18 protein-coding genes are annotated in these 16,979 nt (G+C 71.7%); 10 read left to right on the top strand and 8 right to left on the bottom strand.

Going from position 1 to position 16,979, the window contains the following annotated elements; genetic code table 11:
- Position 1: 1 nt before the first annotated feature.
- On the top strand, positions 2 to 691 hold the full coding sequence (bioD, locus tag ACFYY6_RS23195) for a dethiobiotin synthase (protein ID WP_351516539.1): 690 nt from the start codon (positions 2 to 4) through the stop codon (positions 689 to 691).
- Between the two features lie 91 nt (positions 692 to 782).
- On the opposite strand, the gene ACFYY6_RS23190 is transcribed toward bioD, so the two are convergent.
- Both ACFYY6_RS23190 and ACFYY6_RS23185 read right to left on the bottom strand, forming a co-directional pair.
- Positions 783 to 1,154 carry a fic family toxin-antitoxin system, toxin component gene (locus ACFYY6_RS23190; RefSeq protein WP_351516541.1) on the bottom strand — a complete coding sequence of 124 codons (372 nt, stop codon included), beginning with the start codon at positions 1,152 to 1,154 and terminating at the stop codon, positions 783 to 785.
- Positions 1,151 to 1,378, bottom strand: a complete 228-nt coding sequence (locus ACFYY6_RS23185; RefSeq protein WP_351516543.1) for an antitoxin — start codon at positions 1,376 to 1,378, stop codon at positions 1,151 to 1,153. Before ACFYY6_RS23185 ends, ACFYY6_RS23190 begins: the two co-directional genes overlap by 4 nt.
- A 148-nt stretch (positions 1,379 to 1,526) precedes the next feature.
- On the opposite strand from ACFYY6_RS23185, the gene ACFYY6_RS23180 reads away from it, so the two are divergent.
- The 6 genes from ACFYY6_RS23180 to mug all read left to right on the top strand — a co-directional run bounded on the left by ACFYY6_RS23180 (position 1,527) and on the right by mug (position 7,794).
- A complete protein-coding gene (locus ACFYY6_RS23180) occupies positions 1,527 to 1,991 on the top strand; it encodes a GNAT family N-acetyltransferase (RefSeq protein ID WP_386608209.1) in 465 nt (154 codons plus the stop codon).
- A 245-nt stretch (positions 1,992 to 2,236) separates the two neighbouring features.
- On the top strand, positions 2,237 to 3,577 hold the full coding sequence (locus ACFYY6_RS23175) for a hemolysin family protein (protein ID WP_351516547.1): 1,341 nt from the start codon (positions 2,237 to 2,239) through the stop codon (positions 3,575 to 3,577).
- Positions 3,574 to 4,593, top strand: a complete 1,020-nt coding sequence (locus ACFYY6_RS23170) for a hemolysin family protein (protein ID WP_351516548.1) — start codon at positions 3,574 to 3,576, stop codon at positions 4,591 to 4,593. The genes ACFYY6_RS23175 and ACFYY6_RS23170 overlap by 4 nt, the downstream gene beginning before the upstream one ends.
- Positions 4,594 to 4,869: 276 nt before the next feature.
- On the top strand, positions 4,870 to 5,718 hold the full coding sequence (locus ACFYY6_RS23165; RefSeq protein WP_351516550.1) for an SGNH/GDSL hydrolase family protein: 849 nt from the start codon (positions 4,870 to 4,872) through the stop codon (positions 5,716 to 5,718).
- Positions 5,719 to 5,786: 68 nt separating this feature from the next.
- The gene (gene purB / locus ACFYY6_RS23160) at positions 5,787 to 7,220 is read left to right on the top strand and encodes an adenylosuccinate lyase (RefSeq protein ID WP_351516612.1); all 1,434 of its coding nucleotides are present in this window, start codon (positions 5,787 to 5,789) and stop codon (positions 7,218 to 7,220) included.
- Between the two features lie 19 nt (positions 7,221 to 7,239).
- A complete protein-coding gene (mug, locus tag ACFYY6_RS23155; RefSeq protein ID WP_351516551.1) occupies positions 7,240 to 7,794 on the top strand; it encodes a G/U mismatch-specific DNA glycosylase in 555 nt (184 codons plus the stop codon).
- Positions 7,795 to 8,010: 216 nt separating this feature from the next.
- Here the strand turns inward: mug and ACFYY6_RS23150 are convergent, their stop codons facing one another.
- The 3 genes from ACFYY6_RS23150 to ACFYY6_RS23140 all read right to left on the bottom strand — a co-directional run bounded on the left by ACFYY6_RS23150 (position 8,011) and on the right by ACFYY6_RS23140 (position 10,316).
- Complete coding sequence (locus tag ACFYY6_RS23150) at positions 8,011 to 8,448, bottom strand: hypothetical protein (protein ID WP_351516553.1); 438 nt, start codon at positions 8,446 to 8,448, stop codon at positions 8,011 to 8,013.
- Positions 8,449 to 8,637: 189 nt separating this feature from the next.
- Positions 8,638 to 9,375, bottom strand: a complete 738-nt coding sequence (locus ACFYY6_RS23145) for an ABC transporter permease (protein WP_351516554.1) — start codon at positions 9,373 to 9,375, stop codon at positions 8,638 to 8,640.
- A gap of 2 nt (positions 9,376 to 9,377) precedes the next feature.
- Positions 9,378 to 10,316 (bottom strand): ATP-binding cassette domain-containing protein, encoded by a 939-nt coding sequence (locus ACFYY6_RS23140; protein WP_386608207.1) that lies wholly within the window; start codon positions 10,314 to 10,316, stop codon positions 9,378 to 9,380.
- Positions 10,317 to 10,425: 109 nt separating this feature from the next.
- On the opposite strand from ACFYY6_RS23140, the gene ACFYY6_RS23135 reads away from it, so the two are divergent.
- The 3 genes from ACFYY6_RS23135 to ACFYY6_RS23125 all read left to right on the top strand — a co-directional run bounded on the left by ACFYY6_RS23135 (position 10,426) and on the right by ACFYY6_RS23125 (position 13,510).
- Complete coding sequence (locus ACFYY6_RS23135) at positions 10,426 to 11,598, top strand: histidine kinase (protein ID WP_351516557.1); 1,173 nt, start codon at positions 10,426 to 10,428, stop codon at positions 11,596 to 11,598.
- Between the two features lie 4 nt (positions 11,599 to 11,602).
- Positions 11,603 to 12,253, top strand: coding sequence for a response regulator transcription factor (locus ACFYY6_RS23130; RefSeq protein ID WP_351516558.1), 651 nt, complete (start codon positions 11,603 to 11,605; stop codon positions 12,251 to 12,253).
- Between the two features lie 99 nt (positions 12,254 to 12,352).
- Positions 12,353 to 13,510, top strand: coding sequence for an ROK family protein (locus ACFYY6_RS23125; protein ID WP_351516560.1), 1,158 nt, complete (start codon positions 12,353 to 12,355; stop codon positions 13,508 to 13,510).
- Positions 13,511 to 13,666: 156 nt separating this feature from the next.
- On the opposite strand, the gene ACFYY6_RS23120 is transcribed toward ACFYY6_RS23125, so the two are convergent.
- The 3 genes from ACFYY6_RS23120 to ACFYY6_RS23110 all read right to left on the bottom strand — a co-directional run bounded on the left by ACFYY6_RS23120 (position 13,667) and on the right by ACFYY6_RS23110 (position 16,970).
- Positions 13,667 to 14,434 carry a GntR family transcriptional regulator gene (locus ACFYY6_RS23120; RefSeq protein ID WP_388651904.1) on the bottom strand — a complete coding sequence of 256 codons (768 nt, stop codon included), beginning with the start codon at positions 14,432 to 14,434 and terminating at the stop codon, positions 13,667 to 13,669.
- A 321-nt stretch (positions 14,435 to 14,755) separates the two neighbouring features.
- Positions 14,756 to 15,640, bottom strand: coding sequence for an RNA polymerase sigma-70 factor (locus ACFYY6_RS23115; RefSeq protein ID WP_388651953.1), 885 nt, complete (start codon positions 15,638 to 15,640; stop codon positions 14,756 to 14,758).
- 238 nt (positions 15,641 to 15,878) lie between these two features.
- Positions 15,879 to 16,970, bottom strand: a complete 1,092-nt coding sequence (locus tag ACFYY6_RS23110) for a DMT family transporter (RefSeq protein WP_351516562.1) — start codon at positions 16,968 to 16,970, stop codon at positions 15,879 to 15,881.
- Between the last annotated feature and the right edge of the window lie 9 nt (positions 16,971 to 16,979).

The following is a 16,979-nucleotide window of genomic DNA, read 5'->3' as shown; positions in this document are numbered from 1 at the left end:
GATGAGCGTTCTGGTGGTGACGGGCACCGACACCGAGATCGGCAAGACCGTCGTGACCGCCGCCGTGGCGGCGGCGTGGCGGGACCGGCGCATCGCGGTCCTCAAGCCCGCGCAGACGGGTCTGGCGCCCGGTGAGCCGGGGGATGCCGCGGAGGTGGCACGGCTGGCGGGCGGCCATGTGACGGCGGTCGAACTCGCGCGCTTCCCGGAGCCGTTGGCGCCCGCCACGGCCGCCCGGAGGGCCGGCCTCCCGCCGGTGCGCCCGTACGAGATCGCCGAGGCCGCCGGGAAGCTGGCGACCGAGCACGACGTGGTGCTGATCGAGGGCGCGGGCGGTCTGCTGGTCCGTTTCGACGACACGGGCTCGACCCTCGCCGACGCGGCCCGGCTGCTGTCCGCGCCCGTGCTGGTCGTGGCGCGGGCCGGGCTGGGCACGCTCAACGCCACCGCCCTGACCTCGGAGGCCCTGCGGGCCCGGGAGCTGGAGTGCCTCGGTGTGGTGGTGGGCAGCATGCCCGCCGAGCCGGACCTCGCGGCCCGCTGCAACGTGGCGGACCTCCCGGTGGCGGCGGGCGCCCCGCTGTTGGGGGCGGTACCCGCCGGGGCGGGGGCGCTGGCGCCCGCCGACTTCCGTGCGGCGGCCGGGAGTTGGCTGGCCGCCGAACTGGGCGGGACCCGGAACGCAGGATGAGCGACCGGGCCGTGGTGCGGCCGACTGCCGCCCCGGTCCGGCGCCCGCCGTCGCCGGGGCGCGCCACGAGGGGCTGGCCCGGCAGCGGTCGTCAGTGGCTCCACTGCCTCAGTTCGTCGGCGATGGCCCGGACGTCCGCCTTTCCCTCCTTCACCAGTCGCGCCAGGTCCCGCACCCGTTCCGGGGAGGTGACGACCCGCTGCCCGGACGCGACGAGGTAGCCGTACGCGACGGCCGAGGAGAACATGGCGTTGGAGTGTTCCAGCGCGGGGACGTGGATCAGCAGCTGCAGGAGAGCCGCCGCCCTGGAGTGCGGGTCGCTGTAGACGGGGCTGCCGAAGATCTCCGCCTCGTGCCGGGCCACCGCGGCCACGAGCGCGCCCCAGTCGACGACCTGCGGATCACCCGGGGTCTTGTGCTCGGCCACCATCAGCAGCCAGGAAAGATCGATCCGGAGGTTCAACGCGCGCCTTCGCGCTCCGGACCGAACTCCTCCGCGAAGACCGCCTGGTACTCCTCCATGAAGTCGCCCGCGGCCTCGACGAACGCATGCCCCACCGTGCCGGCGTCCTGTTTCACGAGTTCCTCTATGTAACGGTTCACACTCATCCCCCTCTGCAGCGCGCGCTGCCGCGCCGCCTCGGCGGTGGCCTCGTCCACTCTCACGTTCAGCTGGGTCCTGGACACGAAATCACGCTAGCGCCGGTGCGTCGGCACCGGCAAGGAGAAGCCCGCGGGGCCCGGAGGCACGCCCCGCCCGGCGCCGCGGGTCCACGGCGCCCCGGCGTCGAAATGCCGCTGGTCAAGCGGGGAGACGGTCTGCTTGGCTCGGGCCATGGACGTTCCGCGCATCCGTTGCGCCACCCCCTCCGACATCGACGACGTGCTCCGGTTCTGGCGAGCGGCCGCGAAGGGCACGAGCATCAGCGACGACCACGACGGCGTGGCCCGGCTCATCGCACGGGACCCCGAAGCGCTGCTCCTCGCGGAACGCGCCGACGTTCTCGTGGGAACGGTGATTGCCGGATTCGACGGCTGGCGGTGCTCGGTCTACCGGCTGGCCGTACACCCCGACCGCCGCCGTCAAGGCATCGCCACCGCCCTGTTGGCGGCTGCGGAGGAACGATTCGCCAACCTGGGCGGCCGACGGGTCGACGCCATGGTCCTGGAGGCCAACGAGCGGGCGCACCGCACATGGGCCGCGGCCGGATACCACCGCGAGGACCACTGGCGACGCTGGGTCAGGCCGCTCCGGCCAGGATCGGGCACCGGCGGCGAAGCCCGGGAGCACCACCCGTGAACGCCGACGAGCGGGCCGGAGCCGCGTTGCGCCCCACGACACCACTGGTGGGTTGAGAAGCTTCCCACGGAAGACGAGCGTTTTTGCCGATCCTTTACCATAGATGGTTCCTGAACGATTCCTTTCGAAAGGTGTGTACGTCCGCCCATGGGCGAGCCCCCCAGTTGTAGACACAGCCGAATCAGACACAGCCGACATCGAGCGGTCCGCCCGCCCCTGCCCGACCATGGGACGGAGGTGACCCGATGACCGAAGTGCTTCTGCTGCTCGTCGCGGTGCTGCTCTCCCTCGCGTGCGGTGCCTTCGTCGCGGCCGAGTTCTCGCTGACGACGGTCGAGCGCGGTCAGCTCGAACATGCCGTCGAACGGGGCGAGCGGGGCGCGGCGAGCGCCATGAAGGCCGTACGCAGCCTCACCTTCCAGTTGTCGGGTGCGCAGCTCGGCATCACCGTCACCAACCTGGTGGTGGGCATGCTCTCCGAGCCGTCCATCGCGAAGCTGATCCGCGGGCCGGTGGAGGCCGTGGGCCTGTCCCCGAGCGTGGCGTCGTCCGTGGCCCTCGTCCTGGGAACCGCGCTGTCCACGGTGTTCCTGATGGTCGTCGGCGAACTCGTCCCGAAGAACTGGGCGATCTCCTCGCCGCTCGCGATGGCCAAGGCCGTGGCGACCCCGCAGCGGGCCTTCACGGCCGTGTTCCGGCCGTTCATCAGCCATCTCAACAACACGGCGAACCGGATCGTGCGCCGCTTCGGTCTGGAACCCGCCGAGGAACTGGCCTCGGCCCGCGGTCCGCAGGAGCTGGTGGCACTGGCCCGGCACTCCGCGAAGGAGGGCGCCCTGGAGGCGGACACCGCCGAACTGTTCGTCCGCACCCTCAACCTGGCGGCGCTCACGGCGCAGAACGTCATGACGCCTCGGGTGCAGGTCACCGCCCTGGACGTGCGGGCGACCGCCGAGGACGTCGCGAACGTCACCCGCGCGACCGGCCTGTCCCGTTTCCCCGTCTACCGCGGCAACCTCGACACGGTCGTCGGCGTGGCGCACATCAAGGACGTGCTGGCCGTCCCGGCCGAGCAGCGGTCCCGCACGCGTGTCTCGCAGATGCTGCGCGAGCCCCTGCTCGTGCCGGAGACCCTCACCGTGGACCGGCTTCTCGACCAGCTGTCCGGCAAGGTCGCGATGGCCGTCGTCATCGACGAGTACGGGGGCACGGCGGGCGTCGTGACCCTGGAGGACATCGTCGAGGAGGTCGTCGGCGAGGTGCGTGACGAGCACGACCCGCACGAGACGCCCGGCCTGGCACCGGCCGGTGAGGACGCCGACGGGCGGACCCTCTGGTCGGCCGACGGCGCCGCGCGCCTCGACCAGCTGCAGAGGATCGGGCTACGGGTGCCGGACGGCCCGTACGAGACACTCGCCGGACTCGTCGCCACCGAGGTCGGGCGCATCCCGGCCGCGGGCGACTCCGTCGAACTGGCCGGCTGGCGGATCGACGTCGTGGACGCCTCCGGCCGCCGGGCCGCGCGGGCCCTGCTGCACGCGCCGCTGCCCGGCGAGGACGAGGAACGGACGGAGGACGCACGATGACCGCCGTCCAGCTCTTCATCGGACTGATGACCCTGGTCGTCAACGCCTTCTTCGTCGGCGCGGAGTTCGCCCTGATCTCCGTGCGCCGCAGCCAGGTCGAACCGCAGGCCGAGGCAGGGAACCGGCGGGCCCGAAGTGTCATATGGGGCCTGGAACACGTGTCGGCACTGCTCGCCGCGGCACAGCTGGGCATCACGCTGTGCACGCTGGTCCTCGGTGTCGTCGCCGAACCGGCCATCGCCCATCTGCTGGAGCCCGTCTTCGACGCGGTGGGAGTGCCCGGCGGGCTGATCCACCCGATCTCGTTCGTGATCGCCCTGTCCGTCGCGACGTATCTGCACATGCTGCTCGGCGAGATGGTGCCGAAGAACATCGCCCTGGCGGAGCCCGTACGGGCCGCCCTGCTGCTCGGGCCGCCGCTGGTGGCCCTCGCCAGGGCGCTGCGCCCGGTGATCTTCGCTGTGAACGCCTTCGCCAACGGGCTGCTGAAGCTCCTGCGGGTCGAGGCGAAGAACGAGGTCGCCGCCACGTTCTCGGACGACGAACTGGCCCGGCTGGTGAAGGACGCCGGGGACGCCGGTCTCGTCGACGACCGCTCGGCCGAGCGCCTGCACCACGCGCTCGAACTGGGCCGTCGGCCGGTGCGGGAGGTGGCGCTGCCGGTGGACCGGGTGACCTACACCAGGATCGGGACGACGCCGGAGCAGCTGGAGCGGCTGTCGCACGAGACGGGCTTCTCCCGCTTCCCGGTGATGGACAGCGACGGCCGCATCCTGGGCTACCTCCATGTGAAGGACGCGCTGGACGCCACCCCGCGCGACCTGCCGTTCCCGGTGACGGCGATGCGGCCGATCGCCAGGGTGCGCGCCGGAGCCCCGCTCGACGACGTGCTGACGGCGCTGCGCCGAAGCCGCACGCACCTGGCGGCGGTGCTCGACGAGCACGGTCGGCTGGCGGGCATGGTCACGATGGAGGACGTCCTGCGCGAGCTGGTGGGACGGCCGCAGGCACACTGACCGTGCGCCGGGCCGCGGTCGGACGTCCGCGGCCCGGCGGACGGGGAACGGGGGCGCCGCGCGGCGGATCCGCGTGCGACGCGCGTCTGCCCGGCGGCCCGTTTCCCCGGCTCCGCCGGGCCTTCTGCCGACGGAAGGGGGAAGGGTGCGTCGGGTGCGTGGGACGGGTCCGGCCCGCCCCGCGGCCGACTGGGCCGCGGGGCGGAACGCGGCGGTCGAGACGGGTCGAGGCTGTCCCGAAGGGGCCCGATCACCCCACGATACGATCGCATCGCCATGGAGATGAATGCCTCATACACCAGTCTGGTCGCGGTCGGCGACTCGTTCACCGAGGGCATGTCGGATCTGCTGCCCGACGGCACGTACCGGGGCTGGGCCGATGTTCTCGCCGGCCGGCTCGCGGTCCGAGCGCCGGGATTCCGCTACGCCAACCTGGCGGTACGGGGCAAGCTGATCGGCCAGATCGTCGACGAACAGGTCGGGGCCGCCGCCGATCTGCGCGCGGACGTCGTGACGCTCGTCGGCGGGCTCAACGACGCGCTGCGGCCCAAGTGCGACATGGGCATGGTCCGTGGACGGCTCGAAGAGGCGGTCGAACGCCTCGCGCCCTCGTGCGGGAAGCTCGTGCTGATGCGCAGCCCCGGCCGCAACGGTCCGGTGATGGAACGTTTCCGTCCGCGCATGGAGGAGCTGTTCTCCCTGGTCGACGCGCTGGCCGCCCGCCACGGCGCGGCCGTCGTCGACCTCTACGGGGCGCCGGCGCTGGGCGACCCCCGGCTTTGGGACGTCGACCGACTGCATCTGACGGCCGACGGGCACCGCAGGGTGGCCGAGGCGGTCTGGCAGACGCTGGGGCTGCCGCCGGAGAGCGACTGGCGGACGCCGCTCCCGCGGAGTGCTCCCGCGAAATGGGTGGTGCGGCGCGTCGAGGACGTCCGCTTCGCCCGTCGGCACCTCCTGCCGTGGATCGGTCGTCGGCTGACCGGCCGCTCCTCCGGGGACGGGCGTACGGGCGCCCAGTACAGCGCCGAACTGGGACGGGCGTTCTGGGTCACCCCCGAGCGTGACGACGCCCCCGGCCCGGTGGCGACGTGGCGCAAGGTGGACGTGACCCCGCTCTCGTAGCAACCCACAAACCCGGCCACGGCGCTGGCCTGCACAAACCGCCAGTAGAATCCGGTCATGTGACTGCTGTGTCTGCGAAGCCTCGCATCCCCAATGTCCTGGCCGGCCGCTATGCCTCCACGGAGCTGGCCGTCCTCTGGTCCCCCGAGCAGAAGGTGAAGCTGGAGCGCCGGCTGTGGCTGGCGGTGCTGCGCGCGCAGAAGGACCTCGGGATCGAGGTGCCGGACGCTGCCCTGGCCGATTACGAGCGGGTCCTCGACGAGGTCGACCTGGCCTCGATCGCCGAGCGCGAGAAGGTCACCCGGCACGACGTCAAGGCCCGGATCGAGGAGTTCAACGCCCTCGCCGGACACGAACAGGTCCACAAGGGCATGACCTCCCGGGACCTCACCGAGAACGTCGAGCAGCTCCAGATCCGGCTCTCCCTGGAACTGATGCGCGACCGCACGGTGGCGGTGCTGGCCCGGCTGGGCAAGCTGGCGGCCGAGTACCGCGAGCTGGTCATGGCCGGCCGCTCCCACAACGTCGCCGCGCAGGCGACCACGCTCGGCAAGCGTTTCGCGACCGCTGCGGACGAGCTCCTGGTGGCGTACGGACGGCTCGAGGACCTGCTGGGCCGCTACCCGCTGCGCGGCATCAAGGGCCCCGTGGGCACGGCCCAGGACATGCTCGACCTGCTGGGCGGCGACTCCGCGAAGCTCGCCGACCTGGAGCGGCGCATCGCCGAGCACCTCGGCTTCGCCCACGCCTTCACCTCCGTCGGACAGGTCTACCCCCGCTCGCTCGACTACGACGTCGTGACCGCGCTGGTGCAGTTGGCCGCGGCACCGTCGTCCCTCGCCAAGACGATCCGCCTGATGGCCGGGCACGAGCTGGTGACCGAGGGCTTCAAGCCCGGTCAGGTGGGCTCGTCCGCGATGCCGCACAAGATGAACACCCGCTCCTGCGAGCGCGTCAACGGCCTCATGGTCATCCTGCGCGGCTACGCGTCGATGACCGGCGAGCTGGCGGGCGACCAGTGGAACGAGGGCGACGTGTCGTGCTCCGTGGTCCGCCGGGTCGCCCTCCCCGACGCGTTCTTCGCGTTCGACGGGCTGCTGGAGACCTTCCTGACGGTGCTGGACGAGTTCGGGGCCTTCCCGGCCGTCGTCGCCCGCGAGCTCGACCGCTATCTGCCGTTCCTCGCCACCACCAAGGTCCTGATGGGTGCGGTCCGCGCCGGCGTCGGCCGTGAGGTCGCCCACGAGGCGATCAAGGAGCACGCGGTCGCCTCGGCCCTGGCCATGCGCGAACAGGGGGCCGAGCGCAACGAGTTGCTCGACAAGCTGGCCACCGACGAGCGCATCCCGCTCGACCGCGCACGGCTGGACGCCCTCATGGCCGACAAGCTCTCCTTCACGGGCGCGGCGGGCGACCAGGTCACCACCCTGATCTCCCGCATCGAGGAAATCATCGAGCAGCACCCCCAGGCCGCCGCATACACGCCGGGCTCCATCCTCTGACGGCCGACCACCCGAGCCGATGACACCCGAGGAGCTCCGGGCCGCCCGCGACCGCACCGTTCCCGATGTGGTCGCGGGCGGCCTGCGCGTACTGTTCTGCGGAATCAACCCGAGCCTGACGACCGGGGCGACCGGTCATCACTTCGCCCACCCCGGTAACCGTTTCTGGCCCGTACTCCACCGGTCGGGGTTCACCCCTCGGCTGCTGAGTCCGACGGAACAGACCGAACTGTTGCGATACGGCTTGGGCATCACCAATGTGGTCGCCCGGGCCACCGCACGCGCCGACGAACTTTCCGCCGAGGAGTTCCGCGAGGGCGGGCGGATCCTGGCGGCCAAGGTCGAACGGTTGCGACCGGAGTGGCTGGCGGTCGTGGGTGTCACCGCGTACCGCACCGCGTTCGGCAGGCGGACGGCCCGGATCGGTCCACAGGACCACACGGTCGGCGGCGCCCGGGTCTGGGCCCTTCCCAACCCCAGTGGTCTCAACGCCCACTGGACGACTCCGACGATGGCGGAGGAGTACGGGCGCCTGCGCGCCGCCGTCGAGCACGGCGACCCCACCACCGCGTGAAGCCCGCCGCGCAAGGACCTCACCCCGCGCGAACCCCACCACGAGACCCTCACCGCATGAGGGCCCGCCGGTCGCGACACCCGGCGCCACGGGCCACCGGCGACCACCGCAGCCCCGTGGCCGCGCGAGGCGGCCTGTCTTCCCCATGCCCCCGGCCGGCCGAGACCGTGGGCCGTGGTCATGTCCCGGGTCACGGCACGGGTCGGCCCGCCCGCATCACGGCGGATCGATCTCCGTCACCACGACGTTCAGCTCGCAGCCCGGCCCGTCCTCCTCCAGGTACAGGCCCAGCGCGACCCACCGGTCCTCGATCCGCCACAGCTGGAGGTATTCGCAGCCCGCGACCGTCTCGGCCCACGCCTCCGGGATCTCCTCCCCTGCCGTCATCCGCTCCTGCGCACTCCACAGACTGATCACCTGCGGCTCGCCCCAACGACTCGTGAGCAGGGTCAGCAGCGCATCGTGCTCCGCGAGGCACTGCGCTCGGTGTTGCAGCCGTGCCGCCTCGTCGTCGTCCCAGTGGTCGACGTCCGCGTGCAGGGACGCCGTGTGATAGCCGGGCCCGCTGACTCCCGAACCCGACCGGATGCGCTCCGCGGGAAAGACGCGGGTCCGCATCCCGTCGATGAGGCGAAGGTGATGTGCGGTGGTCATGCCGTCAGTAAACCGCCCAGCACTGACATTCGACCCCGCGGCCCCGGGCCCTGAAGGCCCCTCAGCCTTTTCCGTGCCCTCCCCGTCCTCGCGGCGCCCCGGAAGCAGGGATTCGGGTCCGGCACGGACGTGGACAACGGCGTGGGCGTGTAAGTGACACAGCACGTGGCCACCGATGCGGCGGCGGGACTACACGTCCCTGCGCCGGATCGCCCACCAGCCCGCCAGCAAGGCGGCCGCCGTCCAGGCCGCGGTCACGGCGAGTCCGCCCCACGGTCCGAGGCTGCCCTCGGGGTTCTGCTGGAGCACCAACTGCCCGGCCCGGTCGGGCAGGTACTGCGCGGCGCCACCCGCGATGTCGCCGACCACGAAGGAGACGATGAGGATGAACGGTATGAGCAGGCTGAGCACGGCCACGGCGCTGCGCAGCAGCACCGTCAAGCCGGCGGCGAACAACGTCATCAGGGCCAGGTAGATCCCGCCGCCGAAGGTGGCCCGCAACGCCCCGGGCTCACCCAGATCGATCGCGTACTCCCCCAGGAACAGCTGCCCCACCAGGAAGGCGCTGAAGCTGGTGGCCAGGCCGACGACCAGGGCGAGCGCACCGACGAGTGCCGCCTTCACCCCATAGAGAAGGGTGCGGTGCGGCACGGCGGTCAGGGAGATCCGCAGAGCCCCGTTGACGTACTCGGACGAGATCGCGGTCGCGCCGAAGCCGATGGCCGCCACCTGCCCGAAGTTCAGGGCGTAGAAGGCGCCGAAGACCGGATCGGCACCCGCGTTGTCCGCCTCCGCCTGGCCGACGGTGGCAAACACGAGCACGGTGACGACGAGAGTCACGAGAAGCACCGCTATCAGGGATCCGATCACGGACCGCACCGATCTGATCTTGATCCACTCGGAGTGGAACACTGCCGCGGTCGACATGGTCAGGCCTCCTGAAGGTCTGTGGACGGGGTCGACGCGGACGCGAAGTCCATGGCGTCGGAGGTGAGGTCGAGGTAGGCCTGCTCCAGCGTCGGGCGCTCGTCGACAAGTTCGAGGATGGCGATGCCGTGCTCGGCCGCCACGGCACCGATCTCGGCGGCCTGTGCGCCTTCGACGCTCAGAGTCCCGTCGTCGCCAGGAACGGGCTCGTGTCCCTTGCCGATCAGTGCCTCCCGGAGCCGGGCGGGATCGGTCGTGCGCACGCGCACCACGGGGCGGCTTCGGGACTCCAGGAAGTCCCGCATCGGCAGGTCCGCGAGGAGTCGGCCGCGGCCGAGCACCACGAGATGATCCGCGAACGAGGACGTCTCGTTCATCAGGTGGCTGGACACCAGGACCGTGCGGCCTTCCCGGGCGAGACGCCTCATCAGCTCGCGAATCCAGATGATGCCTTCCGGGTCCAGCCCGTTCGACGGCTCGTCGAGCATCACGATCTCCGGGTCGCCGAGCAGGGCGGCAGCTATGCCCAGCCGCTGGCGCATGCCCAGTGAGAACGTCTTGATGCGCGCGCCGCCGACCGCGCCGAGCCCCGCCTCGTCCAGGACCTCGTCCACTCTGCGGGCGCCTATGCCGTTGCTCACCGCGAGGGCGAGCAGATGATCCCGCGCGGTGCGCGAGCCGTGGGCGGCCTGGGCGTCGAGCAGCGCCCCCATCCGCCGCAGCGGATTGTCGAGCGCGGTGTAGGGCTGCCCGCCGACCGTCGCCGTACCCGCGGTGGGCCGGTCCAGTCCGAGCACGAGTCGCATGGTGGTGGACTTGCCGGCACCGTTGGGGCCGAGGAAGCCGGTGACCCGGCCCGGGCGCACGCTGAACGTGAGCCGGTCCACGGCACGGGTCGTGCCGTATTCCTTCGTGAGTTCGTGGACGTCGATGCTGGTCATGTCGTCAGCTTGGCGGTCCCGCAGGGGTACCGGCCTCCCCCGTGGGAGGGGAAGCTTCTCCCTCGCTCGGGGGAGTCGCCCGGCCCGGGCGGGCTGGCACGATGGCCGCATGCTCCGCCACATCCGACCGCTGGCCACCTCCGCCACCTACACCCGGTGGCTGCACCTCCTCATCCCACTGGCCGTCTGCAGTGTGTGGATGTTCATCTCCATGGACACTCCGTGGGTGCTCATGGTCCTGGCCATACCGGTGGGGTTGCTGCCGGGCATGCGGCTGACGGAAGGGGTGCAGGCCCAGCTGCTGCTCACGCCCGCGGAGCACGGCAGCCCCCACGCGGCGATCTCGGCCACGGCCGCGGTCGGCTGGGCGGACCGCTGGCGCACCGTCCTCTGGCTGGAGTTGCGACTGGTGTTCGGCGTCGTGGTGGGTGTTGCCACTGTCTGGCTGCCGATGACCACGGTGGACCTGGTCATCAGCGGTACCGGCGGCAACCTGGAACAGAGTTGGCTGACAGCCGTACTGCAACCGCATTGGTGGCATCTCCTACTCACTCCCCTGCCCCTCCTGGTTCTGCTGGCCGTGGTCCTGGCGAGTGGTGAGCTGATCACCCTGGCCGCCCGCAGCCTCCTCGGCCCTTCGCCGGTGCAGCGGCTCACCGCCTTGGAGGAGCGCACCGAACAGCTGCTGGAGCGCAATCGCATCGCGCGGGAGCTGCACGACTCCATCGGGCACGCGTTGACCGTCGCCGTCGTGCAGGCGGGGGCGGCCCGGGCGGCCGACGATCCGGAGTTCACGGCGCGGGCACTGACCGCGATCGAGGAGACCGGCAGGGACGCGCTCGACGATCTGGAGCGGGTCCTGCGGGTGCTACGTGAAGCGGGGGCGCCGAGGGGACGACAACCGACGCTGGTGGAGGCGGACCGGCTTCTGGACTCCGCGCGCCGGTCGGGGGCGAAGGTCGACGCGGACGTGTCCGGTCCGTTGGAGGAGGTTCCCGCGGCGGTGTCCCGTGAGGGTTATCGCATCCTTCAGGAATCGCTCACCAACGTGCTTCGTCACGCCGGGACCGTTCCCGTCCGTGTGCGGATCAGCGTCGCGAACGGCCGGCTGGAGCTGAACGTGACCAACCCGCTGGGTGATTCGACGGGTTCGACAGGTGGCGGGAGCGGGCTGCGGGGCATCCGCGAGAGGGCCGCGCTACTGGGAGGAAAGGCCAGGACGGGTCCGCACAGGGGCGAGTGGAGGGTGTACGTGAGCCTTCCGTCGCACGGCCTAGGCTGATCGGATGGCGGTTACCGTTCTTCTGGTCGACGACGAACCCCTCGTCCGTGCTGGGCTGCGCGCTGTCCTCGATGCACAGCCCGACATCGAAGTGGTGGGCGAGGCGGACGACGGCGCGGCCGTCATCCCCCTGTTGCGTCGGCTGCGTCCCGACGTGGTGGCCATGGACGTCAGAATGCCTCTGATGGACGGCATAGAGGCGACACGACTGGTGCTGCGCACCGTGCCGGACCCGCCGAAGATCCTGGTGGTCACCACGTTCGAGAACGACGAGTACGTGTACGAGGCGTTGCGTGCGGGGGCGGACGGCTTCCTGCTCAAGCGGGCACGGCCGACCGAGATCGTCCATGCGGTACGTCTGGTCGCGGAGGGCCAGTCGTTGCTGTTCCCGGCGGCGGTGCGGCAGCTCGCCGCGCAGTACGGCACGAACAAGGCGCGGGCGGCCATGGAGCGGGCGTCGCTCACCGAGCGGGAGGCGGCGGTGCTGCGGCTGATGGCCAGGGGGCTGTCGAACGCGGAGATCGCCGCCAAGCTTGTGGTGGGCGTGGAGACGGTGAAGACCCATGTCAGCGCCGTGCTGGCCAAGTTGGGCGCCAGGGACCGCACCCAGGCGGTGATCGCGGCGTACGAGTCCGGGTTCGTGGCCCCGAGCTGAACCGCGCGGCTCCGGATGCCCGTTGCGGCCCACGGTCGCCCGGCATCCGGGCAGCGAGTACCATCCGCCTGACATGCGCACGAGCTGGGAGGACAGACCGTGGGGCGGCTGACCGGTGGTGATCCATCGCTGTTGCGACGGATCAATTCCGCAGTGGTATTGCACGCCCTCCGGGGCGCCGACTCGCCCACGCTCACGGACCTGACCCTGATCACGGGTCTGTCCAGGCCAACGGTCGAGGGCGTGATGGAAGGGCTCTTGGAGGCCGGGCTGGTCGTCGAGTCGATGCCCGACGGTGGCGAGGCCCGCCGGCAGGGGCGCCCGGCACGACGGTTCAGGTTCCGCGCCGAGGCCGGTCATCTGCTCGGCATCGAAATCGGTCCGCACCGCGTCTCCGCCCTGCTCTCCGAGCTGGACGGCCGGATCATCGGGGCGGGTTCACGTGAGGTGTCGGAGACGGCGTGCGCCGACGACCGGCTCGAAAAGGTCCGCGTGATGGTGGCCGACGTCCTGCGGCGGACGGGGGTTGCCCGGAGCAGTCTGCGTGCCGTCGGGGTCGGTAGCCCGGGCATCGTGGAAGCCGACGGAACGGTTCGGCTGGGCACCGCGCTGCCGGACTGGACGGGGCTGGCGCTGGGTGAGCGGCTTCGGCGTTCCTTCCGCTGTCCCGTCATCGTGGAGAACGACGCCAACGCCGCGGCGGTGGCGGAGCACTGGAAGGGGGCTGCCACCGAGTCCGACGACGTCGTGTTCGTCCTGGCCGGCCTGAGCCCGGGTGCCGGATCGCTGATCGGCGGACGGCTGCACCGCGGCTACGGCGGCGCGGCGGGCGAGATCGGCGCCCTGCACCTCCTGGGCCGCGAAGCAACGCCGGAAAGGCTCCTCTCCACGACGGACAGGCCCCTGGATCCGTTGGACGAGGCCGCCGTCGCGGCCGTGTTCGCGCAGGCGCGGCGCGGGGACGCACAGGCTCAGGCAGCGGTCGAGCGGTACATCCAGCGTCTGGTGCACGATGTCGCGGCGCTGGTGCTGGCCCTGGACCCGGAGCTGGTGGTGGTCGGTGGATGGGCCGCAGGGCTGGACGGTGTGCTGGAGCCGCTCCGCTGCGAACTGGCCCGCTACTGCCTCCGGCCGCCGCGTGTGACGCTGTCGTTGCTCGGCGAGGCCGCGGTGGCCACGGGTGCCCTGCGACTGGCTCTCGATCACGTCGAGGAGCAGCTCTTCGCTGTGGAGGGAACGGTGACGGCCCGCCGCTGAGCGCGACGGGCCGTTCACGGAGACCGCAGGCCCGCCCGCAGGCGTCCCGACGGCCCGTTCACGTGCATCTGGGCAGGGGTGGGGCGGGCTCGGGAACATTCCGTCCGAGCCGTCCCGGGTGGTGTCGTCCGGGACGCCCGCCGCTCGCGGCCGGGGTCAGGACGCCTGACGCTCCTCGCCGTGGTGGCTGATCTCCAGGTCGCCCGAGTCGCCGAAGGTGAGCCGGCAGGTGTCGGCGCGATAAGTGGCGACGGAGAGCGCCGCGGTACCACCCGCCACCAGGTAACGGGTGGTGACGACGAGGACGGGGGCGCCGGGAAGCCGGTCGAGTTCCTTCGCGTCGTCCGCACGCGCCGAACCGAGCTCCACCGACCGGTCCTGCCCGTCGAGGCCGAGGCGGTGCAGTTCGCGCAGGACGCCGCGGGCCCGGGCGGGGCCGGACGACGCATCGATCGCCGACAGTCCGGGCACCGACGACGACGGGACGTAGAGCAGCTCCGCGGCGATCGTCTGCGCCTGGGCGACGCGGATGCGGCGGACGACGTGGACCGGTTCGTCACCGCCCACACCGAGCACGGACGCCACCGACGCCGGGGCGACCGCGGTCGTGCAGCCCACCGGCTGCCATGCCTCGCCTGCCCCGCCGCCCGACCAGTCGCGCTTCCCGGTGGAGACCGCGACCCCGACGCGCGGCGGCGCGACGGTGGTGCCGACGCCTCGGCGGCGCTGCAGCCTGCCCTCCAGTTCGAGCTGTTCCAGAGCCTGCCGGAGCGTGGCACGGGCGACTCCGAACCGAGCAGCGAGGTCACGCTCGTTGGGCAGGATCTCTCCCACCGCAAAGTCCGAGTCGAGTGCCTCACTGAGCACGGTCTTGAGGTGCCAGTACTTCGGCTCCTGCACCGATTCCAGCTGAGTGGTCCCCACCCTGTCCTCCGCAATCGCCCAGCGGCTTTTCCGCGACGTTATTTATTAAAGGTTCCTGCCTTAACGGTGAGACCATAGGACGGGATACCACCTTGGTCAAGACCAATCCTCCTGCGGTCACGCAGCGGAATGAGCCCCTGTCGCAGAGCGTTCACAGGACGTTCGTGGTGCCGTGAGCCGCCCGCAGCGGAAAGGCTCCGCGGCGAGGTGCGCGCGCGGAGCCTGGGAGGGGTGCCGGGAGGATCGGGACGACCGGTGGCCGTCACGCCCCGGCGGCCGTCACACCCGCGGCGGACGGGTGCCGGGGCACGAGAAGGCCGGTCATTGGTCGACCAGACCGACAAGTTTGTCAGGGTTGCGCACGATGTACACGCACTGGATGAGCCCGTTCCTGAGCTCGATCTGGACGGCGGAGTCCGGCTTTCCGCCCGAGAGCACGATCACCGCGGGACGACCATTGAGCTCCACGGCCCGTATGTCGAACTCCTGGGTCCGGTCGTGGACCACAGCACAGAGGAAGCGGCTCACCTTGTCGGCGCCCTCGATGACGCGCAACGGTGCCTTGGCCTTTCCCCCGCTGTCTCCGACGAGCCGCACATCGGTGGCGAGCATCGCCAGCAGCCGCTCGATGTCACCGCCCGCCGCCGCGGCGAGGAACCGTTCCGTGAGGTCACGACGGCGGGCCGGGTCCACGTCGTAGCGCGGCTTTCGCTCGTCGACGTGGCGCCGGGCGCGCCCCGCGAGCTGACGCACGGCGGCCTCGGAGCGTTCCAGGGCCGTGGCGATCTCGGCGTACGGGAACCCGAACGCCTCACGCAGCACGAAGACGGCCCGTTCCAGCGGTGACAGGGATTCGAGGACGACGAGAACGGCGAGGGACACCGAATCCGCGAGAACGGCCCGTTCCGCCGTGTCGGGTACGGAGGGGCCGAAGTCGGTGACGAGGGGTTCCGGCAGCCAGGGCCCCACGTACGCCTCGCGCTGCGACCGCACCTGCCGCAGCCGGTCGACGGCGAGACGGGTGGTGATCCGGACGAGATAGGCGCGCGGCTCCCGTACGTCCTCGCGGGAGGCGGACGACCACCGCAGCCATGCCTCCTGCACCACGTCCTCGGCGTCGGCGATCCGGCCCAGCATGCGGTAGGCGACTGCGATGAGCACGGAACGGTGGGCCTCGAAGACGTCGGTGGCGGTGTCGGCTGTCACCCGTCCATCCCAGCGGACGCGCGGAACGCTGTCCAGCACGGCCGCCCGGATCCCCTCGAACTTGCGGTCCGCACAACGGCACTTGCGCTCCTCCCGCAGGCCAGGTCCGCTCCCCATCCGTTCGCACGCGACGCACATGTGTCGCATCGCAACGGGCGCAGCAGCCCTGCCCCACCATCCCGTTCGGCCCCGTCCGCCGCGAGGCCCCGCAGTGCCCGACGGTCATCCGGCCATGCGGTCATCCGCTGCGAGGACCGGCCGTACGCTCCCCCGCCGCCGGGAAGCCGGGGCCGGGGCCGGCCGGGCGGTCCCCGTTGCCAGAGCGTTGCGGCTGCCCGGGCAGGGGGACCTCCTGCGGAACGACGGACCGGCGCCGCGGGTAGCGCGGAGCACGCGTGGCGCCGGGCGCCGTGCCGGTGCCCGGTGCGGTGCGGCGCCGGGGCAGCACGCCGGAGCCGAGCGCCACGCCCAGCCCGACCAGCGCACTCCCAAAAGCCTGCGGAACCCCGTAGGAGCCGGTCCCCACGAGTGGCGCGGTGAGGGCGGCGGAGACCGGGATCAGCCCGGAGAAGAGCGTGGCGCGCTCGGCGCCGATCCGCTGCACGCCCATGTACCAGCAGACGAAGCTGACGACCGTGACGACCACCGCCTGCCGGAGCAGGGCGACGGCTTCGCCGGTCGGGGGTGCCCGGACGACCCCGATGCCGTCCGTCACCAGGCCGAACAGCAGGGACTCCGCTGCGGCGATCCCGCACACCGTGGCCGCCAGCAGCCTCGGCCCCAGCGGTCCCACCGGCCGCAGTACGGGCACCGCGAGAACGGCGAAACCCGTCTCACCGGCCGGCGCACCGGCCGACCAGAGGATGCCCGCCGTGTCGGTGCGGCCCCACCCCTGGACGGTGAAGGCCCCGGCGGCGACGAACACGGCGGCCCCCAGAACGACGCGCGTCGGCCGGCGTCCGTCCAGCAGGGGCACGACCGCGACGACGAGGATCGGGGCGCAGCCGACGAAGACCCCGGGGACGGCGGGTTCGGCGTAGCGTTCCGCCCCGAGGACCGGCAGGTTGAAGCCGACCATGCCGACGGCCGCCAGAAGCGCGAGCCGCCCCCACTGCCGGTGGTGAAGGCCACGCAGTACGGCGATCGGTCCCCCGGACCGCCGATCGCCGGCCACCAGGGGCAGGAGCAGGAGCGCCGCGAGACCGTGGCGCAGCGCCTGACCGCCCGCGTACGGATAGTCGCAGAGCAGGCTGTTCGCGGTGAAGGAGGCGCTCACGAGGACGCAGGCGAGGGCTGCGAGCAGCGCCCCGCGCGGGGATACAGCGTTCATGGAGCCGAC

Origin of the sequence: Streptomyces sp. NPDC001750, assembly GCF_042892615.1 — a bacterium.
Taxonomy (GTDB): domain Bacteria; phylum Actinomycetota; class Actinomycetes; order Streptomycetales; family Streptomycetaceae; genus Streptomyces.
Note: the sequence above shows the minus strand (reverse complement) of the source record. Positions and strands in the feature narration are given on the sequence as shown.